Origin of the sequence: Halobacillus litoralis (genome assembly GCF_020171725.1) — a bacterium.
Classification (GTDB): domain Bacteria; phylum Bacillota; class Bacilli; order Bacillales; family Halobacillaceae; genus Halobacillus; species Halobacillus litoralis_F.
Genome location: NZ_JAIVAJ010000005.1, coordinates 93,281 through 117,545 on the forward strand (window position 1 = coordinate 93,281; position 24,265 = coordinate 117,545).

25 protein-coding genes are annotated in these 24,265 nt (G+C 49.1%); 4 read left to right on the forward strand and 21 right to left on the reverse strand.

The window, feature by feature from the left end; all coding sequences use genetic code 11:
- Nucleotides 1-194 precede the first annotated feature (194 nt).
- The 4 genes from LCM20_RS10360 to LCM20_RS10375 form a co-directional block, all read right to left on the reverse strand.
- Nucleotides 195-1,157, reverse strand: a complete 963-nt coding sequence (locus LCM20_RS10360) for a class F sortase (protein WP_225195385.1) — start codon at nucleotides 1,155-1,157, stop codon at nucleotides 195-197.
- A 24-nt stretch (nucleotides 1,158-1,181) separates the two neighbouring features.
- Entirely contained in the window at nucleotides 1,182-2,507 is a 1,326-nt protein-coding gene (locus tag LCM20_RS10365) for a copper amine oxidase (protein WP_225195386.1), read from the reverse strand.
- A 243-nt stretch (nucleotides 2,508-2,750) separates the two neighbouring features.
- Entirely contained in the window at nucleotides 2,751-5,831 is a 3,081-nt protein-coding gene (locus tag LCM20_RS10370) for an efflux RND transporter permease subunit (protein WP_225195387.1), read from the reverse strand.
- Between the two features lies 1 nt (nucleotide 5,832).
- Nucleotides 5,833-7,164, reverse strand: a complete 1,332-nt coding sequence (locus LCM20_RS10375; RefSeq protein WP_225195388.1) for an efflux RND transporter periplasmic adaptor subunit — start codon at nucleotides 7,162-7,164, stop codon at nucleotides 5,833-5,835.
- A gap of 574 nt (nucleotides 7,165-7,738) precedes the next feature.
- On the opposite strand from LCM20_RS10375, the gene LCM20_RS10380 reads away from it, so the two are divergent.
- Entirely contained in the window at nucleotides 7,739-8,002 is a 264-nt protein-coding gene (locus LCM20_RS10380; protein WP_225195389.1) for a hypothetical protein, read from the forward strand.
- A gap of 55 nt (nucleotides 8,003-8,057) precedes the next feature.
- Here the strand turns inward: LCM20_RS10380 and LCM20_RS10385 are convergent, their stop codons facing one another.
- The gene (locus LCM20_RS10385) at nucleotides 8,058-8,678 is read right to left on the reverse strand and encodes a hypothetical protein (protein ID WP_225195390.1); all 621 of its coding nucleotides are present in this window, start codon (nucleotides 8,676-8,678) and stop codon (nucleotides 8,058-8,060) included.
- A gap of 183 nt (nucleotides 8,679-8,861) precedes the next feature.
- Between LCM20_RS10385 and LCM20_RS10390 the strand changes: the two genes are divergently transcribed.
- Both LCM20_RS10390 and LCM20_RS10395 read left to right on the forward strand, forming a co-directional pair.
- Nucleotides 8,862-9,041, forward strand: a complete 180-nt coding sequence (locus tag LCM20_RS10390; RefSeq protein ID WP_225195391.1) for a YjfB family protein — start codon at nucleotides 8,862-8,864, stop codon at nucleotides 9,039-9,041.
- Between the two features lie 61 nt (nucleotides 9,042-9,102).
- Nucleotides 9,103-9,270: a hypothetical protein gene (locus LCM20_RS10395; protein WP_225195392.1), complete on the forward strand. Its 168-nt coding sequence runs from the start codon at nucleotides 9,103-9,105 to the stop codon at nucleotides 9,268-9,270.
- A gap of 29 nt (nucleotides 9,271-9,299) precedes the next feature.
- Here LCM20_RS10395 and LCM20_RS10400 read toward each other — a convergent pair whose 3' ends face one another.
- Nucleotides 9,300-9,620, reverse strand: coding sequence for a hypothetical protein (locus LCM20_RS10400; protein ID WP_225195393.1), 321 nt, complete (start codon nucleotides 9,618-9,620; stop codon nucleotides 9,300-9,302).
- Nucleotides 9,621-9,781: 161 nt separating this feature from the next.
- Entirely contained in the window at nucleotides 9,782-10,204 is a 423-nt protein-coding gene (gene fabZ / locus LCM20_RS10405) for a 3-hydroxyacyl-ACP dehydratase FabZ (RefSeq protein ID WP_225195394.1), read from the reverse strand.
- A gap of 138 nt (nucleotides 10,205-10,342) precedes the next feature.
- On the opposite strand from fabZ, the gene LCM20_RS10410 reads away from it, so the two are divergent.
- Entirely contained in the window at nucleotides 10,343-10,486 is a 144-nt protein-coding gene (locus tag LCM20_RS10410; protein WP_225195395.1) for a lmo0937 family membrane protein, read from the forward strand.
- Nucleotides 10,487-10,858: 372 nt separating this feature from the next.
- Here the strand turns inward: LCM20_RS10410 and LCM20_RS10415 are convergent, their stop codons facing one another.
- The 14 genes from LCM20_RS10415 to atpD all read right to left on the reverse strand — a co-directional run bounded on the left by LCM20_RS10415 (nucleotide 10,859) and on the right by atpD (nucleotide 24,255).
- Nucleotides 10,859-11,938, reverse strand: a complete 1,080-nt coding sequence (locus tag LCM20_RS10415) for a class I SAM-dependent methyltransferase (protein ID WP_225195396.1) — start codon at nucleotides 11,936-11,938, stop codon at nucleotides 10,859-10,861.
- A 5-nt stretch (nucleotides 11,939-11,943) separates the two neighbouring features.
- Nucleotides 11,944-13,266: an FAD-dependent oxidoreductase gene (locus LCM20_RS10420; protein WP_225195397.1), complete on the reverse strand. Its 1,323-nt coding sequence runs from the start codon at nucleotides 13,264-13,266 to the stop codon at nucleotides 11,944-11,946.
- A 167-nt stretch (nucleotides 13,267-13,433) separates the two neighbouring features.
- Nucleotides 13,434-13,745 (reverse strand): DNA-directed RNA polymerase subunit beta, encoded by a 312-nt coding sequence (locus LCM20_RS10425; RefSeq protein WP_225195398.1) that lies wholly within the window; start codon nucleotides 13,743-13,745, stop codon nucleotides 13,434-13,436.
- Between the two features lie 19 nt (nucleotides 13,746-13,764).
- On the reverse strand, nucleotides 13,765-14,586 hold the full coding sequence (locus tag LCM20_RS10430) for a flagellar hook-basal body protein (protein ID WP_225195399.1): 822 nt from the start codon (nucleotides 14,584-14,586) through the stop codon (nucleotides 13,765-13,767).
- A 12-nt stretch (nucleotides 14,587-14,598) separates the two neighbouring features.
- On the reverse strand, nucleotides 14,599-15,423 hold the full coding sequence (locus tag LCM20_RS10435; RefSeq protein WP_225195400.1) for a flagellar hook-basal body protein: 825 nt from the start codon (nucleotides 15,421-15,423) through the stop codon (nucleotides 14,599-14,601).
- Between the two features lie 66 nt (nucleotides 15,424-15,489).
- On the reverse strand, nucleotides 15,490-16,491 hold the full coding sequence (locus tag LCM20_RS10440) for a rod shape-determining protein (RefSeq protein WP_225195401.1): 1,002 nt from the start codon (nucleotides 16,489-16,491) through the stop codon (nucleotides 15,490-15,492).
- Between the two features lie 214 nt (nucleotides 16,492-16,705).
- Nucleotides 16,706-16,978 (reverse strand): sporulation transcriptional regulator SpoIIID, encoded by a 273-nt coding sequence (gene spoIIID, locus LCM20_RS10445; protein ID WP_318247308.1) that lies wholly within the window; start codon nucleotides 16,976-16,978, stop codon nucleotides 16,706-16,708.
- Between the two features lie 615 nt (nucleotides 16,979-17,593).
- The gene (locus tag LCM20_RS10450) at nucleotides 17,594-18,475 is read right to left on the reverse strand and encodes a peptidoglycan DD-metalloendopeptidase family protein (protein WP_225195402.1); all 882 of its coding nucleotides are present in this window, start codon (nucleotides 18,473-18,475) and stop codon (nucleotides 17,594-17,596) included.
- 132 nt (nucleotides 18,476-18,607) lie between these two features.
- Nucleotides 18,608-19,603 carry a stage II sporulation protein D gene (gene spoIID / locus LCM20_RS10455; RefSeq protein ID WP_225195403.1) on the reverse strand — a complete coding sequence of 332 codons (996 nt, stop codon included), beginning with the start codon at nucleotides 19,601-19,603 and terminating at the stop codon, nucleotides 18,608-18,610.
- Between the two features lie 181 nt (nucleotides 19,604-19,784).
- Nucleotides 19,785-21,095: a UDP-N-acetylglucosamine 1-carboxyvinyltransferase gene (gene murA / locus LCM20_RS10460; RefSeq protein ID WP_225195404.1), complete on the reverse strand. Its 1,311-nt coding sequence runs from the start codon at nucleotides 21,093-21,095 to the stop codon at nucleotides 19,785-19,787.
- Nucleotides 21,096-21,129: 34 nt separating this feature from the next.
- Nucleotides 21,130-21,825, reverse strand: a complete 696-nt coding sequence (locus tag LCM20_RS10465; protein ID WP_225195405.1) for a YwmB family TATA-box binding protein — start codon at nucleotides 21,823-21,825, stop codon at nucleotides 21,130-21,132.
- 95 nt (nucleotides 21,826-21,920) lie between these two features.
- On the reverse strand, nucleotides 21,921-22,154 hold the full coding sequence (locus LCM20_RS10470) for a DUF1146 family protein (protein ID WP_225195406.1): 234 nt from the start codon (nucleotides 22,152-22,154) through the stop codon (nucleotides 21,921-21,923).
- A 206-nt stretch (nucleotides 22,155-22,360) separates the two neighbouring features.
- Nucleotides 22,361-22,765, reverse strand: coding sequence for a F0F1 ATP synthase subunit epsilon (locus LCM20_RS10475; protein WP_225195407.1), 405 nt, complete (start codon nucleotides 22,763-22,765; stop codon nucleotides 22,361-22,363).
- A 77-nt stretch (nucleotides 22,766-22,842) separates the two neighbouring features.
- The gene (gene atpD / locus LCM20_RS10480; RefSeq protein WP_225195408.1) at nucleotides 22,843-24,255 is read right to left on the reverse strand and encodes a F0F1 ATP synthase subunit beta; all 1,413 of its coding nucleotides are present in this window, start codon (nucleotides 24,253-24,255) and stop codon (nucleotides 22,843-22,845) included.
- Between the last annotated feature and the right edge of the window lie 10 nt (nucleotides 24,256-24,265).

Below are 24,265 nucleotides of genomic sequence, written 5' to 3' on the forward strand. Positions count from 1 at the left end.
CGGGGTGGAAAACTGCGAGACTCCCGCGGGATTAAACGGACCACGGCGAGATCCACTCAGGCATAGCCTGAGTTAGCTCGGCGTCCGCCGCCGGAAAGCGAGTTGTTTTCCACCCCGATGCTCTCTAACTATATGACAGAACCTTTCACTTTCCACTGCATGAAAAAAGCAGCCATAGCGGCTGCTTTTTTCATCTATTTCAACCCACCAGAAATGGGGGATGGCGTGGATTCTTGACCGTCTTTATTGACCGTCGTCACATAATACTGATACTCACTCGCCTTAGGGTCCGAGTAGGCTTTTCGCTCGTGCTGGGAGACGCTGGCGACTTTTTCAAACGTTTCGCCACCATCCCGGCTTTCATAGACACGATAGCCTGCAATGTTTTCCTCCCTGACGGCATACCATGTGACAAAGGCGCCGCTCACTTTCACATTCGTCGGAACAGGTACTTCTTCGACCGGTTCCTTCAACGTCGAGTAGACGACGAGACGGTCCTGGTGTCCTCCTTGATTGCGGATGAATTCACCGGTACAGGTGATGAGGTTCAGGCGCTTTTCGTTGGTTGATCCGAAAATGCGTTCAATCGGAGAGTTGTCCTGAGGATAGCTCTCCAGCTTCTGAACGACGTACGTCTTCTCTTCCCCATCTGCTGCCGTTACGGTGATTTCATCGCCTTTTTTCAACTGATCGAGGTTGTAAAAGACGGCAGGGCCTGTGCGACTGTCGACGTGACCCGCGATGACGGAGTTCCCTCGATTGCCAGGCTGGGTTCCGGGTTCGAACCATCCTGCCTTCAATGGATCTTCAGGGACGCCCATCTCCCCATTCTCAAGGACGCCGACTTCCTCGACAGATGCGTCGACGTCGATGGCTGGGATGCGGATTTGTGTCGGGATGATGCCCTCTTCCGCTTGGCGTTCATTTTTTACGACTTTCTCGTCATTCATGTTTTGGTCTTTGTTGATGACGGTGAACTCCCCGTCCAGGATCTCCTTCTTCTTTTCTTCAGGAGCGGCCTGGGACGATGGATTCTCGACCCGCACGACGTCTGTATCTTCCTTGGATAGAAGCGCGAAGGCGTCACTTTCATAGATGATGAGGAAAAGGGCAATGAAGCCCATGACGATAAAGTATGCTCTCCAATTCAGGTTCATTGTCCTTTCCCTCCTTTTCACTCTTTATGAATTAGACTGTTTGCGGTAAACAAACCCAGCGGCTGCTAGAGCAAATACACCAAATGCTGCCCACATCCAAGTGGAAGAGCTGTCACTCATGCCGCCCATTCCAGTGTCCGGCATTTGTTCTGGCATCATGTCATGACCGAACTGTTCAGGCATCTGCTTCACAATCGCATCGCCTAATGTTTCACCGATTCCAAACATGAAGCCGTAACCTTCACGGAATGAATCGTAAGAAGCGGTGTAATCTTCTGCTACATACTCATCGAACGTTTTCAACACTTGTTCTTCGTGCATCCAGACCGCTTCTGTTGCAGCTTCTGCTGGAAGGTTACCTTCTGTCGCTGCTCCAAGGAACGCTCCGAAATCTTCTGCGAACATCATCAGGCTGTCTTCTGCCATTTGACGAGCTTCATCATCTTCTTCAAGTGCTGCGGTTACGATATCAGATTGTGCATTAATGTGATCCTGCTGCCACACTTTTTCAAACTGAGCGGCACCTTCTTCACCATATAGGGAAGCGATAGCTGCTTTGAAATCAGCTGTGTGCTGATTTTCTGCCCATGTTACATAATCATAATCGGCTGCTTGGTCGTAGCCTTTCTGCATTTCAAGTACGGCAAGAGCAAAGTGTTCAGAAGCAAGGGCATTCAAGTTCGAACGAAGGTCTGCAGCTGGTGTATCTGCCATTGTTCCTTCAAATTGATCCGGCATTTGCGTTACGATCGCAGAAGATAATGCTTTACTGATGTCGAACATGCGGTTGAATCCTTCGCGGAAGGCTTGGTACGCTTGTTCGTATTCTTCATTCACATAGTGGTCGAAAACTTTCACAACATCTTCTTCATGAGCAGCAAGGACTTGCTTCGCTGCATCTTCCGGAAGGTTGCCTTCTGTTGCGGTCGCTAGGAAACTGCCAAATTCATTGACGAATTCATCGACTTCCTGCTCAGCCATTTGACGGGCTTCCTCGTCTCCGCTTTTCGCTGCTTCTACGAAAGCATCGGAGTAATCGTTATGTCCTCTGAAAATCTCTTCAAACTGCTGGGCCGCTTCCTCTCCGTAAATCGAAGCGATCGCCGGCGTCATGTCTGCCGCGTTCTGATCGAGCTTTTCCCAAACCGCGTCACGGTCAGCGGCTTCATCGTAGGATTTCATCATGTATGTTGTCGCTAACACAAAGTGTTCCGATAAAAGCTGGTCGAGCGTCGCTCTCAAATCAGCGGCCGGTGTTTTCACTGTTGCGTTCGTGTTCGCCATCGCAATCGATGGAACGAGCATCATAAAAGCCATCAAGGTAATAAAAATACGTCTGATGTTTTTCATTTCTCTCTCTCCTTTGTTTGTTGTCTCTTGGTTAGCTATCGAAACAAAAGAGAGATTGGATCACTTTTTTTGAAAGTTTTTTGTGGGATGGGATATTTTTTTCTGGAGTTGGCGAGGAAATGGCTTTGAGAAAAAGGCTCAAAACGGTTGCGACCAACTATATCTAAACAACTTTCATCTATAAAAGCCTAGAAAAGACAGAGGCACCACGCCCCCGGAATCCGAGGGCGTAGTGCCTGCCTTTTATGTTTCTTGTTTATTTTTTCTTCTGAAAAAGCCTGTAATCTTGTTCGATAAGTCGTCAAAGTATGTGTAGACGACCGGAATCAGGACGAGCGTGAAGAAGCTCGAGACCGTCAGGCCAAAGATGATTGTGACGGCGAGTGGCTGCTGGGCTTCGGCTCCCCGGCCGATTCCGATGGCGAGCGGCACCATGCCGAGCACGGTCGTGAGCGTCGTCATCAAGATCGGACGCAGTCGGTTCGGACCGGCTTCTAAGATCGCTTCATAGCGGTCGTACGATTTGCGCCTGAGAATGTTGATGTAGTCGACGAGCACAATCGCGTTGTTTACGACGATTCCGGCGAGCATGATGATCCCGACAAACGCCGGCAGGCTGAATGGCAGTCCTGTCACGAACAGCCCCGCGGTGATGCCGATGATCGTCGCAGGCAGACTGAACATGATGATGAACGGAAACAGGAAATTCTCGAACTGAATCGCCATCACAGCATAGACCAGAAATATGGAAAACGCAAGAGCCAGCGTCAAATCACCGAACGCTTCCTGCATATCCTGAGCCTGTCCGCCAATGTCATAGGTATATCCGTCGGGAAAATTTAAGCGCTCAAGCTCAGAGCGTACAAGTTCCGTTGCGGTACCTAAATCCTGTCCGACGATTTCTGCTTCGACATTTACCTGAGGCTGCTGGTCTTCACGGAGTAACGTGACGGGCCCCTGGACCTGCTCCAAGTTGGCGATGGTGGCGAGTGGAATGAGGCTTCCCGTCGCGGTTTGGACGCTCATCCCCTCTACATCCGCAATCGTGCGGCGCTGGTCTTCTGGAAGAATCAGACGGACATCGATTTCATCTCCGCCTTCCCGATAGCGCGTTGCAATCTGGCCGTTGAAGGCGAGCCGGGTCTGCCCGATGACCTCCTGATAGCTGAGGCCGTACTGCGCTGCTTTCTCTCTGTTGACGTCAATCTTCAGCTCAGGACGCCCTTCGTCTGTCGAAGATGTCGCGTTGTTTACACCATCCACTTCATTCATGACGTAGGCGACCTGTTGGGCGAGCTGGTCGAGGACTTCGTATTCGGTTCCATTCAGCTGCACCTGCAGCGGAGCACCTGTCCCGAGTCCTGCGTCCATCTCACTTACCTGAATGTCCGCTCCTGGAATATCGGAAACGGCTTCCTGGAGCTGTTCGACCATCTGCTGGGTCGTCCGCTCCCGCTCTCCCGGGTCGACGAGCTCGATTGTATAGGAAGCGAAGTCTGACGAACTGGTTCCGACACCTGTCATACCTCCACCGCCGATGGTGGCGTAGCTGACGTCGATCACGTCCCCGAACTGCGCGATTTCTTCATCGACGCGGGTCGTGAGCGCTTCGGTTTCGTCCATCGACGTTCCTTCCGGCATGTTGACTCTCATCGTGATTTGGCCCTGATCAGAAGGTGGAATAAACTCGGTCCCGATCGTCGGAATCAGTGCGGCGCTTCCGGCGATTAATAGTCCGGTCACCAGCACCGTCGACTTCCTCCACTTCAACACAAAACGCAGTAGCGAACGGTAACGCTCGTTTACTTTTTCCATAAAACGATCGAACCAATACCGCCTGCCGCTTGTCTGGAGTGGCTTCGTCAACAGCTTGGATGACAGCATCGGAATCAGCGTGACGGACACGGCGAGGGATGCGATCAGGGCGAACATGATGACGAGGGCGAGCGGCGTGAACAGTTCGGATGCGATACCTTCTACGAAAATGATCGGCAGGAAGACGACGAGCGTGGTCGTGGCGGATGCGATGACGGCGGGGGCGAGTTCGGTGGCCCCTTTCTTCGCGGCTTCGACCATGGAATAGCCTTGCTGCCTGTAGCTGACGATGTTCTCGAGTATGACGATCGAGCTGTCGACCATCATGCCGATGCCGAGCGCGAGTCCACCCATCGTGAGGACGTTGAGCGTCTCTCCTGTGAAGTACATGAGGGTGAAGGTCGAGATGATGGCGATCGGGATTGACAGGCCGATGACGAGGGTCGCGCGGACGCTCTTCAGGAAGAGCAATAGGACGAGTACCGAGAAGACGCCTCCGAGCAGGATGTTCCAGACGACACTGTTGATCGAGATCTTGATGAACTCAGACGTGTCGAGGATGATGCTCGTGCCGACTTCCTCAGGCAAATCTCCGCGCAGTTCTTCGATGGCGGCGCGTACTTCATCGGCCGTCTCGACGGTGTTGGCATCGGTCTTTTTCAATATGGATAACACGACGGAAGGTTCGCCGTTCACTTTCGATATGGTATTCGAGTCTACAAGGGTATCCTTTACTTCTGCAATCTGGCCGAGCTTGACGCGGGCTCCGGTCTGCAATTGCAGAATCGTGTTCTCAACGTCTTCAATTGATTCGAACTCGCCTTCCAATCGCAGCTGCAGATCCTTTTTCCCCTTCTCAACCGCTCCGGCCGACGCTGACTGGTTCGCCGCCGTAATCGTCTGCGCAATCGTCTGGGAGTTGAGGCCGTATTGAGACAGCTGCGCCCTGTCGATCAGCACTTGGACTTCACGAATCTTCCCGCCTTCGATGCCGACAGAAGCGACGCCTCCCTGTCGTTCAAGAAAAGGAACGATGCGGGTTTCAGCAACCTGCTGCAGCTCTTCCGGCGTGTCACCAGAGAGCCCGATGTTCATGATCGGAAGCTGGCCCGGATCGAAGCGAAGCACGCTCGGCTCCCCTGCCCCGTCAGGCAGAAGGCCACGTACCTGGTCGACGTTTTCCCGGACTTCAAGCAGCGTGCTGTCCAAGTTCACGCCCGTATTGAATTGCAAAAGAACAAGAGATGCTCCGGCCTGGGACTGCGATTGCAGCACCTCAAGGCCTTCGATCGAGCTGACCGATGCTTCCACCGGTCGGCTGACGAGCTCCTCGACTTCCTGCGGGGCCGCTCCCTCATAGCTTGTAGATACAACGGCAATCGGCAGTTCGATTTCTGGATAGAGGTCGATCGTCAAGCTTCTCAGTGACACGAATCCGAGCCCTAAGAGCGCCACGACAATCATGATGACGCCGACCGGACGTTTGACCGAAAGATGGACTAAGTTCACGTTACGCGTCCTCCTTCATCAACGTCACGGCGCTGCCATCGGTCAACGTCAACTGACCGGACTTAATCACCTCGGCCGTTTCCGGAAGGTCCGCTTCGATCGCCATTTGATCGGTCTGCGCTTCAAGAACGGTCACATCGACACGCACCGCTTTTCCATCGACAACATGATAGACATACGCCTCATTCCCATTTTCCACAACCGCATCCGTAGGCACGATCAACGCATTCTCCACCACGATTTCAGGCAGCAGGAACGTCGCCATCATCCCAGGCTTCACCGCTTCATTCTCATTCGCAATCCGCGCTTCCACAGGGTAAAGCCCCGTATCATCCGGCACCGAACTCACATACCCGATCGTGGAAGGAATCGTCTGACTGATTGCATCCACCTCGACGTCCAGTTCTTCTCCTTTTGTAAAAAGGCCGAGCTGTTCCGGGGTCAGTGCGGCCGTTATCGTCATCGGATTCAAACTGACAATCGATGCGAACGGCTGCTGATTGGTGACGAGATCCCCCGTGCCGGCGTTCAGTGTCGAGACTTCACCTGATGCCGGCGCGGTAATCGTCCGGTTGGCGGACTGCTCCTCCGCCTGCTGAAGCTGGACCTGTGCCTGCTCCACCTGAAGCTCGGCCTGTTCGACCGCGACCTGCGCCTGTTCACTCTGCTGTCTCGCCTGATCAAGCTGCGCCTCGGCCTGCGAAATCGCAGAAGATGACTGTGGTGCCTGACCTTGAAGCTGCTGAACCTGCGCATGCGCCTGGTCCGCCCTGTTCTGGGCCTGGACGGCGAGCGGTTCCGGAATCACGCCGTCGTCTGCGAGCTGACGAGTCTGGTTCGCCAGCTGCTGCGCCTGCTCATACTGCTGCCTTGCTGCCTGTACAGACTGGCTCGTCTGACTTTGCTCCGCATTCGCCGCCTGCTTGGCCAGCTGCACCTGCTCCGCTGCATTGTCCACGCCTTGAGCCGCCTGCTGCTTCGAGATCTGCGCATTCTCGAGCTGCTTCTCCGCCTGTCTGACCGCAATTTGCTGGAGCTCAATCTGATTCTGACCCGTTCCCGGATCGACGACCGCAAGCGCATCCCCTTTCGCTACACGGTCCCCTTTTTCCACTTCGATCGACACGATCTCACCCGGGACCTCAGAGATGACCGGCGACGTATTTGCGCTGGTCGCCCGTCCGACAATCTCACGATCCACGACGAAATCCCCTTTCGTCACGGGAGCTGTCTCCACCGGCGTCACACGCGGCTCCGCCTCCTCTTCTGTATCAGGATTGGAACAACCTGCGATTCCTATCAACAACACCATCAGTACGACTAAACGTTTCATGATCAGACTTCCTCTCCTTATTGCTCATCCAGCCCCTGAATCACGTACATTTCGCTCTCTCTATCTTCCCCCTTAAGAAGGAAGGCCATTCTTTTTTTAACGAATTGACCAAGTAGTCACAATTTAGAATAATATTACTAAACCGTGAAATCGATTGCAACTTGTAGAACGGTGACAAATTTGTGTCGGAACGAAGGTGAAAAAGGTTCTGGATATAATTGAGTGAGTCGTGGGGTGGAAAATAACTCGCTTTCCGGCGGCGGACGCCGAGCCTCCTCAGACTTCGTCTTCCGGGGTCTCGCCGTTGTCCGTTCATCCCGCTGGAGTCTCGCCATTTTCCACCCCACTTTGCGATAACAGTGGGTCCAGAACTTAACAACAACCAGAGTCTGAAACGATGACCTGTGTGAACACTCAGCATTTGAATATTTTATTTAGCGTGTATAGGAAATTTTCTTCCTGAAAAGATCAATGAATCAAAAAACGCTTGGACGTGGTTGTCCAAGCGTTTTTCTGGATTGTGTATGCTGTTTTCCTTTGGTAAATCAGTGATCTGGATTTTATCGACGTTTTATTGGCTTCTGCTTCTCGAAACGTCGATTATATTCTTTTTATCGACGTTTCATCGGCTTTAGCTTGGCAAATCGTCGATTATTTCTCTTTTACCGACGTTTCTATGGCTCCAGCTTATCAAAACGTCGATTATTTCCTTTTTATCGACGTTTCTCTGACTCCAGCTTGGCAAAACGTCGATTATTTCCTTTTTATCGACGTTTCTCTGACTCCAGCTTGGCAAAACGTCGATTATTTCCTTTTTATCGACGTTGTATCTGCTTAAGCTTCGCAAAACGTCGATTAGAGCTCGGGCTGACCCAAAACAGGCACATCCAAGACTATTGCAGGTTGTTCCCTAGCTGGGCGACGATTAAGTCGAGCTTCTTCGCCTTCGGAAGGTCGTATCCTCGGAATCGTTCATCGAAGTGGTTGAACAAGGGTTCCAGTGACTCTTCCTGCAGCAGTTCGTTGTAGGTGCGGAAGGTGTGCTGATACTGGTCCATGTACCGCTTCATTTTTTTATCGAATCCGGATAGGTGGTACGTGGAGGAGAAGTCGAATGCTTTCACGATATCGCCGTCGTAGGTCGGGAATTCCGGGTTCATGGTGTGAAGCATGGCAGCGGCGAGTGGAAACTGCATCGTCGGGTTGCCTTTGTGGTTCTTGATGTCGTAAAGTCGTTTTGTAATTTGTACGATGTTCGGGCGCTCTTTGCCTCTCTGATCCTCCATCACTTTGAAATATTCGTCTTCAAATTCGCTTGTCAGACTCGGGTTATCCAACCGGAAAAAGTAGCGGAACACGAACCGGAATAGGTGGTCGTCTGGAATATAAGTATCTTGGAACAGTTGGTTCAAATACAAATAGACATCCAGTTTTTCCTGTGGAATCTTATTGACGACAGATTCATGTTCTTCCAATAAGAGATCCCGTAAATCTTCAGCCGTTCGGTATTTCATTTGTCATCACCTCTACTCGCTTATTTTTCCTCTCTATCACGTGCTGAAACTAAAAATGGTTGTTATCTTTCATTTTACAGAACGCGGACTCATATTCCAACAAAAAACAAAATCACGAACTGAGTCTGATCGAGCTTGATAGCTGAGTAAGGGAACCGATACTACTAGTAAGGAGGGGATACGATGGATATCGCAGCGATGTCTATGGCCATGAGTGCCATCGATGTGAAACAGCAGTCCAGCCTTAAAGTAATGGATAAGGCGATGAACGATGCCGAGTCAAACGGCAGTCAAGTGGTCAAAATGATCGAGGAGTCGATTCCTCACCCGAATCTCGGAAATCAGATTGACCTGAAGGGCTGAGTACTTACCGGGGCGGCACTAAGCTGCCCCACCAAAATCTCTTAAGAGAGTAGGAACGCGCGTGAGCCAACCCCTTTCTGTGATCGGACTGGTCATGTTTTTCATTGGAATCGGTCTGTACGTCTTGGAAGCCCTCTGGTTTCTGCACTTCCTCGTGCCGTTTTTTTCGATCGGGGGGATTGTGTTGATTGTGGTCGCCATGTTTCTATCTTTTCGAGAGGAAAAATAAAAAGCCGCTGAAGTCAGCGGCTCGAGAGATTATTGGTTGTTTTCTTCGTCATCCATTTTATCTTCATTTGTCATATCGCCTTCACCGTTCTCATTCATGTCCCCGTTATCACCGTCTGTCATATCTCCCTGGTCCTCACCATTTTCAGCTGCGTCGTCTTCTTCGCCGCCATCCATACCGTCATCCATGTGGTCTTCTCCATCATTCTCGGCATTTTCTTCACCATTTTCCATCGTGTCATTGTCCTCGGCCCCATTGTTGTCGTCCATCGGCTCCTCTTCAGAAGCACAAGCACCAAGAAGAGAGATGGCGAAAAGGGCAGTCAACAGTTTTAAAGATAAGTTTTTCATTCGTAGTTCCTCCTTAAATGTAATTTCTCAAACTAGTCTGCCCTCAAGTTCTTATGTTTATAAGAAATAAAGTTAAAAGGTGGAATGAAAGTTCTAAATAAAGAATGATATTCAGTTTGGCCACATACCCATAAAAAAAGAGCTGAGCAAAAGCGCTCAACTCATTTTAGTGCAAACATGATTTCTGCTTCACATGCCAGTTCGCCGTCCACCGTAGCTTTCGCTTTTCCTTTACCCATCGGGCCTTTGGAACGTACGATCTCGACTTCTAGTCTCAGGCGGTCACCCGGCTTGACTTGGCGCTTGAAGCGGCACTTGTCAATGCCCGTGAAGAAGGCCAGTTTTCCTTGGTTCTCTTCTTTCTTCAGCATCGCCACGGCTCCCATTTGAGCCAGCGCTTCTGTGATCAGCACGCCAGGCATAACCGGGTAGTCAGGAAAGTGTCCTTGGAAAAAAGGTTCGTTCATCGTGACGTTTTTGTAACCGACAGCCTTTTCTCCCTCTACGACTTCCTCGACTTGATCGATCAATAGGAATGGGTAACGGTGTGGGATGATTTCTTTAATTTGTTGAATATCTAACATAACCAGAGCTCCTTTCTTACCTGCTAGTCCTATTATATAGGTCCTGAGGCTTTTGGACAAAATTTCTTTTGTCTGGTTTCAATGTGGTGGTTTTAGGATATTGAAAAACAAGCGTACTTAGGAAGGAGGATGCCGGTCATGTTATATACTATTTTAATTGTGCTGCTCGTTCTTTGGCTGCTTGGTCTCATCGGCGGCGTGGGAGGCAACTTGGTCCACCTGCTGCTCGTGATTGCTCTTATCGTACTTATTGTAAGACTTGTGCAAGGTCGACGGTTATAAATGTACTCCGCCCGGAACACTCTTTGTTCCGGGCGGAGTTTTTTGTTTGATTGAACATACATCAGTTGAAAGGTCGGTTCTGTTACAAATTTAGAGTTAAGAGGGCTGGAAAAAACCTCGCTTTCCGCGGCGGACGGCGAGCTAACCTCAGGCTGCGCCTTCGGGGATCTCGCCGTTGTCCGTGCATCCCGCAGGAGTCTCGGATTTTTCCAGCCCTCTTTTCGGTAGATAGTGGGAACAGAACCTAGACCAAAGACGCAGATTTAACTCTTATGACTGCAAACATAGGAAATCCAGAAAGAGAGTAATTCCCGCGAAGAATGACAAGATCTTTTCCACAAAATAAAAAGCGCCCGAGATGGACGCTTTGTTCTAGGACGTTCTCGTTAGTTCTGCCTGCTCTCTCTTGATCTGCTGTTCCGTTCCCCCAGCCATCGTCGATTGACGCATTTCTTTGATTGGAGAATTCGGGGACAGCCAGAACGTGTACCAAGAGCCTTCTTTAATGATCGGGTCAAGGTCGAACATTTCGAAGTGGCAGTGGTCCGAAATCTTCTGAAGCTCCTGCTTATCCGGCAGCGCAAATAGATTGTCATGCGCGATGAAGAAGCTGTTGAATGCAGACGAGAAGGCGTGTCCGTATTCTTTTTCGCTGATTGGTGTAATAACGGAAATAAGGCCTTTATGTGTCACATAGCTTCTCAGGTGATCCAGCAGGTTATCGCGTTCGTCCGGGTGGATGTAGTGGAAAATGTTGTGCAGTAAGACGACATCGACCTGCTCCTCCGGCTCCCACGTGTTAATATCTCCGACTTCGAAGGAAATGTTCGGATAGCCCTCTGATAGAGACCGTGCGTGATCCACCACCTTCTGGTTGATATCAACGCCGACCAGCTTCAGATCCGGAAACTCTTCTGACAGTTTACGAAGGTAACCTCCGTGCCCGCATCCGAGGTCCACGACCGTCTTCGCTCTTTGATCACGCAGCATTTTAATGATTTTTTTGATGGCAAAATGTTCGAGCAACGCTGAGGTCTCTGCCACGACCTCTCCATGACGCTCATGGTCAAACTGGGCTCTCTCATGGGAACGCATGATATCCGGATATTTCAGCATCGTTGGAATGTGGAGCTCGAGCATCTCCTTCAAGATGGCTTTGATACCTGGAGATACGTTGTCTCCCATCAGGGTCGAGCATCGCTGTTTGGAGGAACGGAATCGCTCATTCGGACGTTTTTTCAAGTGCTTGACCGCTACGCCGACCCTTACCCAGGAAGCGAGCAAGTCCCGTGGGTAGCCTGTTTTCTCACTAACTGTATCAATGTCGGTCGCTCGTTCGAATTGATTGAACAAATCAAGCTCCACCCCGACATATGCGTGCCAAATCGGCAGGAAGGACTCATTCTTCTTCATCCACTTCCGAGCCTGCATCGCCGTAATCCATTCGTTCATTGATCTCATCCCTTCTCTTCGTATCTCCAAGGGTAGTCATCCCGCTCGGAGAACAAATATTTTTGCTGCTTTCTGTCACTCACTTTTTTCCTGCGTGCCGGCAGCATACTTCCCTGGATCGCCCTGTCGATGAGACTGAAATCCCAGCGCCCGAGTCCAGCAATATTGAGCATTTGTTTCACGTGGAGTTGATCATCATCATAGATGCGCTGCACCGCTTTCGTACGAAACTTCCTCCAAAGCTCGAATCGGAAAGAATAAACAAGTGCGGACAAATGGCTTAAGTTAAGGAGGAAAGATACGCGTGGTTTGCGGACATCTTCATAATAATGGAGGTATTGTTCATACGGCTTCCCCTCTTCCTTGCACCAGGCCAGCAGTTCGCCTAGAACGTCTGCATCCTGGACAGCGAGATTCATCCCTTCCCCGGCCATCGGGTGCACGGTGTGCGCGGCATCACCAATGATGGCTAGGTTGCCTGCATAATAGTGGTCGACGTGATAGGTGAACGGAATCATCAGCTGTACCGTCTTCCAATCCGTAATCGCCTTCACACCGTCAGCAAGCTCAGGCTCCAGCTCTCCGTATGCCTGATACAAATATTCAAGCCCCTTTTCCTTAATCGTCTTGTACTCCCCCGCTTTAATGAGAAAAACCGTGCGAACTTCATTGTCCGGCAGCGGAAACAGTCCGAGAAAGCAGGTAGACGTCGTAATGATTTTCCCTTTTGTAAAATCTTCAGGTCTTGGAATGGTGACGGTTAAGAAATGGTGATTGTAATCGGTACGCTCCACCTTTACATTCATCGCATCCCTAGTAGGGGAACTTCGTCCTTCCGCTCCGACATAGACCTGCGCTTCGACGTAGATGATTTCCTTGCCCTGTTTCACTTTGGCGACACCATTTTCGAAGCCTAAGAAGCGTGCTCCTTTCAAATAATGAAAGTACTCCTCATAGGACTTTCCTTTGTTACGTAAAATGGCTTTCGTCTTTTCATGCGGCACCATGAGAGAATGATCATATCTGCTTGCCACCCGTCCGTAATCAAGCTCTGTGAGATTGATTTCAACCGGCGTCTGATGGGGCCTGCGATGGATCTCTTGGAACCTGAGCTGGTCGAGCACGTGTCCACATGCCTCGATTTCATCAATCACACCAAGGTCCTCTAATATGGCAAGTGTCTTAGGCTGCAATAGTTCTCCTTTATAGACCGGTGATTCTTTCGTCAGCTGCTCTGCGATCGTCACGTGAACGCCACGGCTCGCGAGCTTGGCAGCAAGCATCAGGCCTCCGACTCCACCCCCGGCGACAAAGACTTCCGTTTTCACCTCGTATTCCCTCCCCCTCTTACGACATCGATTACTATCTTTACATAATTCCCTGATTTCACAGTTGGAAACATACTGAAGGGGGTTTCAGACATATAAAAAAACACGAGCCGGCGATCGACTCGTGTCATGAAGGACTTCTTTCTCACATAGAGTAGAAGTACAAGCTATTCGGTTTTGGTGACAATGTCAATTATGTGCTGCCACGTTTCCCACTGAAGGGCATCGGTTGGATTGCCATCCCCGATGATGCCATATCCGACCATTGCTCCCAAGATCAAAGCAAGCGCGCTGAGAAGAACAATGATAATGATACGGAGCCAAATCGGAAGAATACGACGACGGCCTTTTCTTGTTTTCTTTTCTTTCTTACCTTTGGCCGGCTTCTTCTCCTTTTTCGCTGCTACCTTCTCTTGCTGCTTACGCTCTTTCTCTTCTCGACGTGTCTTGTTTTTCTCGGATTTAGGATCTGTTGCCATGGTCGTCAAACTCCTTATATTATGATCTCAATTGATTGACAAGCCCCATCATCTGATCACTTGTCGAAATGGATTTCGCGTTGAATTGATAAGCACGCTGGGCCATAAGCAAGTCGGTCAATTCTTTTTGAATCTCTACATTGGAAGCTTCCAGTGTCTGGCTCTGCATTTGCTGGTCATCAAACGCCACATCTGCAAAAATGCCATCGTCCGGAATGTTGTCAGGGATGCGGAACCGGTTCTGCCCCGCTGCCTCAAGAATACGCGGACGGACCGCCTCTACAACATCCAGTTGAGCTTCAATCTCCTGCTGCTCTCCACGCGTAATGGATAGTCCACCATTTTCCGTAATCGAAATGCCATCGAACCCTTCTTCAATCGCAATCGGATCGCCGTCTTCCCCGATGACAGGGTAACCATCCGCATTGGTCAAGAGAAGCTGTCCGTTATCAAGCGGATTCAAATAAAAATTCCCCGCACGCGTGTACTGCGTTTCTGTTCCCTCTTCTGTCGGCACTTGCACTTGGAATAGCTGATTATCCCCAAGAAGCGCGACATCAAGCTCACGCCCGGTGTTTTGAAGGCTTCCCTGGCTGAGGTTCAGGTTCGTATGCCCGAGCTGTGCGCCCGTTCCAATACGGATGCCGTCCGGTGTAATACGATTTCGCTCTGCGCTTTCATCGTCCAGGTTATCAATCTGCTGCACCAGCAGGGAAGAGAAGTTCGAATTCCGGCTCTTGTAACCGGTCGTATTCGTGTTGGCGAGGTTGTTCCCAATCAAATCGAGTTTCTGCTGCAGTTGTCCCATTGTGACAGATGCTTGGATCATAGAAAGATTCATGGTAGGGCCTCCTTATCGAAGTCTTCCGATTTCTGTTACGGTTTTTTGAAGACTTTGGTCATACGCTTTTAACACACGTTGATTCAATTCGAACGTTCTGTATGTATTCATCATTTCGGTCATCGTTCTCGCTGGGTCGACGTTAGAGCCCTCCAACACATTCTGACGGATCGCGAACGCTGTGTCAGGGTTTGCCCGTGCATCGACAAGCGGCGCTGCCTCTTCTCCAGGCTGATACACATCATTTCCCTGCTTCACCATGTCCGGTGCATTCGGTGAATAGGATAGACCAAGTGGAATCTCTTGTCCGTCGATATTCAGCACACCGTCATCTGAAACGTCAAATTCCATGCCCCCAGTATTGACCGGGTTGCCTGCGTCATCCAGCACGTAATACCCCTGGTTTGTCGTCAAGAAGCCTTCGTTATCCACTGTGAAGTTGCCGTTACGCGTATAACGGGCTTCGCCGGCTTCATTTTGAACATCGAAAAAGACAGCACCGGCTTCATCGGGTACTTCGCCTTGAAGAATCGCCATATCGGTGGAAACGCCCGTTTCACGCAGGTCTCCCTGCGTGAAGGACGGTACCGTTTCCTGAAGGTACACACCAGTGTTAAGGGATCCAATTCCGTGTCTGACAGGCAGGTTAAGCCCTTCCTTCGTCGGAATGCGCTTCGACCCCATCTGTTCGATCAACAGCTCGGGAAAAGCACGCATCGTTCCTTGATCCGCTTTGTACCCTGGCGTATAAGCATTCGCCATGTTATTCGACAATGTTTCCTGCATTCGCTGGTTCGCTTTCATCCCTGAAGCTGCGGTATAGAATCCTCGTAACAACGGTGATCGCTCCTTTAGTTATGTATGAAAGGCTGTCCGTTCAAGAACGGCCGCCTTTTTTCCTGTTTATAATGATCTGGAAGAAACTCGCTTATCCAAGTTCTCAAGCATGATGCCTGTTCCTGTCGCGACACAGTCCATCGGAGACTCTGCTACGAGAACAGGGACCTTCAACTCTTCTGCAAGCAGCTGATCGATGCCGTGAAGCAATGCTCCACCGCCGGTCATAATGACACCACGGTCGATGATATCGGCAGAAAGTTCAGGTGGTGTGCGCTCCAGCACCTGCTTCGCTGCTTGAACGATCACCTGTACGGATTCTCTCAATGAACGCTCGACTTCTTCAGAATTCACCGTAATCGTGCGCGGCAATCCTGATACCATGTCACGGCCGCGAATCTCGATCTCTTCCTGACGAGAACCAGGGAAGACCGTCGCCACCTTGATCTTGATGTCTTCTGCCGTACGCTCACCAATGAGGAGCTTATACTCTTTCTTGATGTATTGAAGAATTTCGTGGTCGAACTTATCTCCGGCCATTTTGATCGAAGAAGCGGTTACGATATCACCCATGGAAAGGACCGCAACATCCGTCGTTCCACCACCGATGTCTACGACCATATTCCCGCTCGGCTGGAATATGTCCATGCCCGCGCCGATCGCAGCCACTTTCGGCTCTTCTTCTAAAATGACGTTCTTACCACCTGATTTTTCAGCCGCTTCTTTGATCGCCTTCTGCTCGACCTTCGTAATGTTCGTCGGACAGCAGATCAACATGCGTGGCTTCGACAAAAATCCGCGTACGTTCGTTTTTTGGATGAAGTGCTTCAGCATCGCTTCTGTCACGTCGAAATCGGCAATGACGCCATCTTTCAATGGGCGCATCGCTTCGATGTTTCCAGGCGTACGTCCAACCATACGACGGGCTTCTTCACCTACTTCAAGCACTTTGCCCGTATTACGGTCCATCGCAACGACAGAAGGTTCGTTCAGCACGATCCCTTTTCCTTTTACATGTATCAGTACGTTAGCCGTACCTAAGTCAATTCCGATATCTCTTGCGAACATGTCCTGTAGATCCTCCCTATTGTGAAAACAGTCCTATTGCTATTTATCATTCATCAAATCTTCGTTTTTTAGTCGACTTGCAGCTCAATTCCTCACCTGAGCATACAAACATATCTAATTCTATATTCTATCACAAGATTACGACATTCGTCTTACTTGAAAAGAAAAAAGTTCCTATATATCGAGGATTTGTGACAAAGGAAGGATCGTACAATCAGGCAGTGGGTTCAGCAGCCGGCTCATCTGTCCTGTATTTCTTTCGTGTCGCTTCTCCACCGCGGAGGTGTCGAATTTCTTTGTGGTAATCAAGGATCTTCTTAACTTCCTTCGCAAGCTCAGGATTCACCTCTGGAAGCCGCTCCGTCAAATCCTTGTGTACCGTACTCTTAGATACTCCGAATTCCTTTGCAATCACCCGTACCGTCTTCTTTGTTTCAATCACGTGCTCTCCAATCTTGATGGTCCTCTCTTTGATGTAATCATGCACTCCACTCGCCTCCTGTGATTGACTATCCAAGGGGGTGGGTTCATAAGGGAAAGCGTTTCTGTCATTAAATCTGTGTGGGTTTCTCTTGATGTTTGTCATGGTGAAAGACCCTGGATGCTACCGAGTGCTCGGTTATCTTCATTGTATTAATAAAGATTTGGAGTTATGCCATTTATGTAGAACAGGGGTTTATGCGGGGTCGAGGGACAGGCTTCTCTTTTCAGAAGAGGTGGTCTGTTCGAATTGGGCTTGGGGCTGCTATTGGGACTGATGATCAGAGGCAAAAGGCTTCGCTGTCCCATTAATCTTTTATTGGGACAGCCCCGGCCTTCATGCGGCGGCTCCTTGTCCCATTTATCCTTTTTCGGGACAGCCCCAGACCTCATGCGGCGGCTCCCTGTCTCATTTAGCTTTTATCAGGACAACCCCGACCTTCATCCGGCTGCTCCTTGTCCCATTTATCCTTTATTGGGACAGCCCCAGGTCTCATACCGCGCCCCCTTGTCCCATTTAGCTTTTATCAGGACAACCTCCCCTCCGAGCATCTTCTCCCTGTCCCAATCATCCAGAACCATCAAAAAAAACAAAAAAAATGAGGGTAAAGATACCCTCATTTTAAGCTTGGAATGTTGAGATTGATGATGCGCTGTCTTCTTCTGGAGTTGGCTGCTCTTCTGATTCAGATGGCTCTTCAGATGGTGTGCCTTCTTCGTCTTCATCGACAGCAGGCGTGTTATCCTGAGCATCTTCATCTTCTGCGCCGTCTTCATTCATTGGCGTGTTGTCTTGAGCTCCTTCTTCCTCTTCTCCTTGTTCAGCACCGTCTTTGATTTTGCTGACTGGCTGTCCGAAGAAGTTTTCAGGGTTGACAGGCTCGCCGGCAGCGCGTACTTCAAAGTGTACGTGAACGCCGCTTGCTTGTCCGAAAGAGTTGCTTCCTGCAGTTCCAAGAACATCACCTTGAGTGACTTCTGCTCCTGTTTCTACTTGGACTTGGTCAAGACTTGCATAGACTGTTGAAACTTCACCATCGTGGGAAAGTTCGATTACGTTTCCGTAAAGTGGATCTTCTTTGATCTCCGTAACAGTACCGGACATAGCGGCTGTTACTTCGAAAGCTTCTCCGTCTTCACGTGTGATATCTACGCCTTCACTTTGGTAATACTTATTGTTGTATAGAACCAGTGCACTTTCTTGGTCTGCTTCTGAAGCGTCGTAGTCATAGAATTTCGTTACGATGGAAGCTGCTGCTTCATCTACAACTGGCATTTGCAGGTTCTCTTCCTGCTCCATGACCGGTACCGACTCTTCTTGCGTATTGTTTGTCAGGATTTCGTCTTCAACTTGTGTGTCAGGTTCATCCGCGACTTGGTCTAAGTTATCAGCACCCTGTTGATACCAAAACACTCCGACTAACACCAATGCAGCTACGGACAGATACAAAGCTGGATACAACCACTTCTTGCGCATCAAGCGTTTAAACTTTAATTTAGTCACGCTCTTTTTTTCTTCCTCTCTCATGTTCATCACCTCAAAAATCATTCTGAACACTTTAGAGGGAATCTATACATGAAGTGGAAAATTTTTATAAAAAATGCCGGGTGACTGCTTCTGCACCCGGCATTTCCGTTATTTCAAAGATGCTGTCTGCGTACTGACTGGGGAGATTTCGATCCCTTTGTAATAGTGCTTCACGATATCTTTGTAGCTTTTTCCTGACAGCGCCATTCCGTTCGCCCCATACTGACTCATCCCTACACCATGGCCATAGCCCTTCGTTGTAAAAATGATGTGATCGCCTTTTTGTTGAATGGAGAAATCGCTGGATTTCAGGTCGAATGCTTCACGGATTTCTCGTCCTGTGAACGTCTTGTCTCCGAAGTGCACTTCATCCACCCGGTTCCCCTCTGTTTTCGTAAGGGTCGTATTCGAAATGGAGGAGATGCCGAGAGCCGCCTCTAGCTCGACAGACGTAATGATCTTCTGGTCGTTAAACTTCGGTGAGGTTTCATCCCACGGACTTTCGACGCTTTTCAAATACGGAATTTCACTCTCCCAATAATCTTCTGCGTTTTCAGTGAATCCGTTACTTGTTGAAAAAAAGGCAGCGGTAATCGGCTCAGAGTTGTACGTCATGATCTCTCCTGACGTTTCCTGGACAGCCTGGTTGATTCTTTTCATATTGGATGCGTATTGCTCCTGCCACAATTGTCTGAGTTCTTCATCGTTCTTATAGACCTGATGTTGAACGGTGTCGGTCACGTCTGCTGATTCTGAAATCGATTCGCCGTTGACCAAGTGGCGAATGATGTAGGTTCTGGCAGCCAAGGACTGGGCTTTCAACGCTTCTAACTCGAAGTTCGCCGGCATTTCGGACGCAACGACTCTTGAGACGTACTTCTCGAGCGGTACTTCCTCTACCTTTCCACTCTCTCGTAATACCTTAACGGAAAAAGGAGATAGGTTCGATGGGATGTCTTCCACTTGGAACTCTTGAGGCGTTTCGCGAACTTGAGCCGTATCGCCTGACTCGGTGAATGGTACGACAATTAATGTAGGAATGATGAGTATGGCCATAAACAGGCCACCGACCGCGATGATTCCTATCCAATTTTCTCTTTTCATTCGCATCCTCCCTGGCTAAGAATCGAGGGAACAACCCTCTAGTAAATATATATCCACGAGAGTCGGATGATAGAACCTTCTGAGAGAAAAATGCTTCACGCTTTTCAAGGTCCCTGAGAAAAAATAAAAAAGCCTGCCTATTTCACAATTGCGTGAAATAGACAGGCTCGGATTGAATACATTATAAAGTCGATAGTGATTCGCTAGGCTCAAGTTCTTCTTGATACGATTCGACTTCGCTGACGCGCTCGATGTCGGCACCAAGCTGACGAAGCTTCTCTGTGAAGTTTACATACCCACGATCCAGATGCTTAAGCTCTGTTACGCGCGTATAGCCTTCAGAGACCAGCCCGGCTAAAACGAGGGCGGCTCCTGCACGAAGGTCCGTTGCGGCAACTTCTGCTCCTTGAAGGTCAGAAGGTCCTTCAACGATGACGCTGCGTCCTTCGATCTTCAAGTGTGCATTCATGCGGCGGAATTCCTCCACGTGCATGAAGCGGTTCTCGAATACCGTTTCTGTGATGACGCTCGTGCCTTGTGCACTCAACATAAGAGCCATCATCTGCGACTGCATATCCGTTGGGAATCCAGGGTGCGGCATGGTCTTGATGTCTGTTGCCTTCAACTTCTTCGGTCCGATGACACGAATACCATCGTTCTCTTCAGTGATTTTGACACCCATCTCTTCCATCTTAGAAATGACAGAACGGATGTGTTCAGGCATAGCACCTTCCACGAATACGTTCCCGCCTGTGATCGCTGCAGCAACCATGAAGGTTCCGATCTCAATACGGTCAGGAATAATCGTGTGTTCAGCACCCGTAAGCTTTTCCACACCTTCGATCCGGATCGTTTCCGTTCCAGCTCCAACGATGCGTGCGCCCATCTTGTTCAAGTAGTTGGCAAGATCGACAATCTCAGGCTCTTTGGCACAGTTCTCAAGAATCGTTTTCCCTTCAGCTAGAGCTGCGGCCATCATGACGTTCTCAGTAGCACCTACACTTGGTACGTCAAAATAAACCTTTGCTCCCTGTAAACGACCTTTTACATGCGCTTCGACATATCCATTTCCAACAGTGACTTCTGCGCCCATTGCTTCAAACCCTTTCAGGTGTTGGTCAATCGGGCGGGATCCAATGGCACAACCTCCAGGCATAGCGACCTTTGCATGACCATAGCGGGCCAAAAGCGGTCCCAGTACAAGAACAGAGGCACGCATCTTGCGGACATATTCAATTGGGGCTTCTGTTTCCAACTGGTTAGAAGCATCTACTACAACTGTATTTCCTTCAACATGTACATCTGCATTCATATGTTTAATCACTTGATTAATTGTCGTAACATCTGCTAGTGCAGGTACATCATGCAAAACGCTTTTTCCTTCACTTGCGATTATACTTGCTGCGATGACAGGCAGTACGGCATTTTTGGCACCTTCTGCTTTCACAGAGCCATTCAGCTGCCTCCCACCACGGACGATGATTTTTTCCAAGGTTCATTCTCCTCCGCGTCCTTATTCATTACTATTAATATTCAGCAGTAATTATGGGTGTTCCAATCGTAACGTTTGTCCTCCCGCCCAATATTCTAGATGCAAACTGAACATTCATCTCATCATTAAGTATGGGTAGGGATTGACCCCATTTCTTACTATGTCCGGACCAGCTGGTCCAACCATTGTCAGTGACTTCATTTATCGTTTCAACATTAAACACATCTCTAAACTTTTCATACATTAAAACATCATCAATAATACCATTCTTTTCGGACTTGAGACAAGAGAAAATAGTGACATTTTTTGAGAACAGTCGACTTTTTGCGAGATTTTTCCGTTCTTCTACTTTTTGGCTTAGAGAAGCAGTTCCCTTCCCATTCAGCGCATAAACCCTTTCAACGGAATTGTTGGAATCCACTGGGATAATTAGGCTTAAAGTCTCCGTTACCTGTCCCGATTTATTCTGCCATGTCAGCTTATCGGCATTCGCCATTTTTTCTAATATCGGCTCGGATTTATAAAAAGATGAGGCTTTTGTTACCCATTCTTCACTTTTGGTCTGCTGGATCGATTCTTTCATCGTCACAGTCCATGACGTCACTTCCAGCTGCTCATCCTCAGCAAAGGCTGCGAATTGTTCGAGTTGGCTCTGATCAGCCCTCTCCTGTGGATAAACACCTGTCCCGAAAATCACCAACGCACCAACGACAGCCAATAAAGTTTTCATTTATATATGCCTCCCCAAGCATCAACTTACTATCAGTTTGACCTGAGAAGACACCGTTCATACGATACAATTCCTAACAACTTTAGACAAGCCCATCAGAACAAATAAATCAGGTTATTCGACCACGAAATAAAGTCTAAAAAGAAGTTACTGACCGTTGTACCAAGGGCAATGGTGATGAATACAATAAAGATTCTTGCTTCGAACACTCGATTCTTTCTGAAAAAAGCGTCGAAGTTAACGGCCTGCACGAGCCTCCACGTAATAATGATGAAAATCAAGTGGGAGGTCATACTGAGAAGGGCTTCTTCTGCGAAGTACTGTTCCACCGCTTGAACACCTCGTTTCTCTCTTCTATACCATATTGTGACATCGCTCAAACAGAATCGGACATAATTATTTCATTTCCCGGGTAATAGTAACTGAATACGACATCAATTGAAGTCGAAAGTCAGTTAGTTCGCACCCTTCACATCCTGGATCTGCCAAAGATTATCAAAAAGAACAAAAAACTGCTCTCAAAGATGAAAGCAGTTTAGAAGTTGTTATCATAAACGTCCAAACGATTGACGGCTCGTTTGAGTGCCATTTCAGCCCGTTTGAAATCTATGTCGGATTGCTTATCTTGCAGACGGCGCTCGGCACGCTCTTTCGCCTTTTGGGCACGGTCGATGTCGATATCAGTTGGTTTCTCAGCTGATTGAGCTAAAATCGTCACTTTGTCAGGACGCACTTCCAAGAAGCCACCGCTGACAGCGATACGATCTGATTTTCCTTCGCCTTTAAGACGAACCGCGCTGATTGTCAGAGGAGCGACCATTGGGATGTGTCCTGGCAGAATTCCAAGTTCCCCGCTCTCCGCCTTACAACTAACCATTTCAAATGCATCTTCCAATACCGGGCCATCAGGAGTGACAACACTCACCGTTAGTGTGCTCATAGTAATTCCTCCTTGGGCTTTAGCAAACGGCAAGGCGTTCATGTAGAAGAACGCCTTCCCTTTACATCACCTATGGTTTATTGCATTTGTTCTGCTTTTTCAACGACTTCCTCAATACGTCCGACTAGACGGAACGCATCCTCTGGAATGTCATCGTATTTGCCTTCAAGGATTTCTTTGAAGCCTTTGACAGTTTCAGCAACCGGTACATAAGAACCTGGCTGTCCTGTGAACTGCTCAGCTACGTGGAAGTTCTGAGATAGGAAGAACTGTACGCGACGAGCACGTGATACAGTCAGCTTATCTTCATCAGAAAGTTCATCCATACCTAAGATGGCAATGATGTCCTGAAGCTCTTTGTAACGCTGAAGCGTACGTTGAACTTCACGGGCAATCTCGTAGTGCTCGTCCCCAACGATTTCAGGGTCAAGCGCACGGGAAGTCGAAGCAAGTGGATCCACGGCTGGGTAGATACCTTGCTCAGATAGTTTACGCTCAAGGTTCGTTGTCGCATCCAAGTGGGCGAACGTTGTCGCTGGAGCCGGGTCCGTGTAGTCATCGGCAGGTACATAAATCGCCTGGATCGATGTAACGGAACCTTTGTCCGTAGATGTGATACGTTCCTGAAGCTGACCCATTTCCGTTGCAAGAGTAGGCTGGTAACCTACGGCTGATGGCATACGTCCAAGAAGGGCGGATACCTCAAGACCACCTTGCGTGAAACGGAAGATGTTATCGATGAAGAACAGTACGTCCTGTCCTTCTTCATCACGGAAATACTCGGCCATTGTAAGACCAGACAGGGCAACACGCATACGTGCACCAGGCGGCTCGTTCATCTGACCGAAGACCATGGCTGTTTTCTTGATAACGCCAGAGTCCGTCATTTCATAGTAAAGGTCGTTCCCTTCACGAGTACGCTCACCAACACCAGCGAATACGGAAATACCACCGTGCTCTTGTGCGATGTTGTTGATCAATTCCTGGATCAGTACGGTTTTACCTACTCCGGCACCACCGAACAAACCGATTTTACCACCTTTTACATAAGGGGCAAGCAAGTCTACAACTTTGATTCCTGTTTCAAGAATCTCCGTCTCTGTTGCCAGGTTATCGAATTTCGGAGCTTCGCGGTGAATCGGGTCACGACGGGCATCCGCAGGAAGTGGCTCGTCAAGGTCGATGTTCTTACCTTCTACGTTAAATACTCGACCAAGTGTTACTTCACCTACAGGTACAGAGATCGGCTCACCTGTATCTGTAACAGAAGTACCACGCATTACACCATCAGTTGATGACATAGCTACCGTACGAACGGTGTTGTCACCAAGGTGAAGGGCAACTTCTAATGTAAGGTCGACGCTTTTTTCGTCTTCATTTTTCGCTTCGTAACTTACGTGTAGGGCGTTGTTAATATCAGGGAGATGTCCATCATCGAACGTGACATCGACAACGGGTCCCATGATTTGGGTCACGCGTCCATTACTCATCGATTTCCCT

Coding starts and splice junctions, on each gene's coding strand:
- atpD (WP_225195408.1), bottom strand. CDS start 24,255: ATGAGTAATGGACGCGTGACCCAAATCATGGGACCCGTTGTCGATGTC.
- LCM20_RS10440 (WP_225195401.1), bottom strand. CDS start 16,491: ATGTTCGCAAGAGATATCGGAATTGACTTAGGTACGGCTAACGTACTG.
- LCM20_RS10385 (WP_225195390.1), bottom strand. CDS start 8,678: ATGAAATACCGAACGGCTGAAGATTTACGGGATCTCTTATTGGAAGAA.
- LCM20_RS10400 (WP_225195393.1), bottom strand. CDS start 9,620: ATGAAAAACTTATCTTTAAAACTGTTGACTGCCCTTTTCGCCATCTCT.
- LCM20_RS10360 (WP_225195385.1), bottom strand. CDS start 1,157: ATGAACCTGAATTGGAGAGCATACTTTATCGTCATGGGCTTCATTGCC.
- LCM20_RS10410 (WP_225195395.1), top strand. CDS start 10,343: ATGTTATATACTATTTTAATTGTGCTGCTCGTTCTTTGGCTGCTTGGT.
- LCM20_RS10390 (WP_225195391.1), top strand. CDS start 8,862: ATGGATATCGCAGCGATGTCTATGGCCATGAGTGCCATCGATGTGAAA.
- LCM20_RS10425 (WP_225195398.1), bottom strand. CDS start 13,745: ATGGCAACAGATCCTAAATCCGAGAAAAACAAGACACGTCGAGAAGAG.
- LCM20_RS10365 (WP_225195386.1), bottom strand. CDS start 2,507: ATGAAAAACATCAGACGTATTTTTATTACCTTGATGGCTTTTATGATG.
- LCM20_RS10375 (WP_225195388.1), bottom strand. CDS start 7,164: ATGAAACGTTTAGTCGTACTGATGGTGTTGTTGATAGGAATCGCAGGT.
- LCM20_RS10430 (WP_225195399.1), bottom strand. CDS start 14,586: ATGAATCTTTCTATGATCCAAGCATCTGTCACAATGGGACAACTGCAG.
- fabZ (WP_225195394.1), bottom strand. CDS start 10,204: ATGTTAGATATTCAACAAATTAAAGAAATCATCCCACACCGTTACCCA.
- LCM20_RS10415 (WP_225195396.1), bottom strand. CDS start 11,938: ATGAACGAATGGATTACGGCGATGCAGGCTCGGAAGTGGATGAAGAAG.
- spoIID (WP_225195403.1), bottom strand. CDS start 19,603: ATGAAAAGAGAAAATTGGATAGGAATCATCGCGGTCGGTGGCCTGTTT.
- LCM20_RS10465 (WP_225195405.1), bottom strand. CDS start 21,825: ATGAAAACTTTATTGGCTGTCGTTGGTGCGTTGGTGATTTTCGGGACA.
- LCM20_RS10475 (WP_225195407.1), bottom strand. CDS start 22,765: ATGAGCACACTAACGGTGAGTGTTGTCACTCCTGATGGCCCGGTATTG.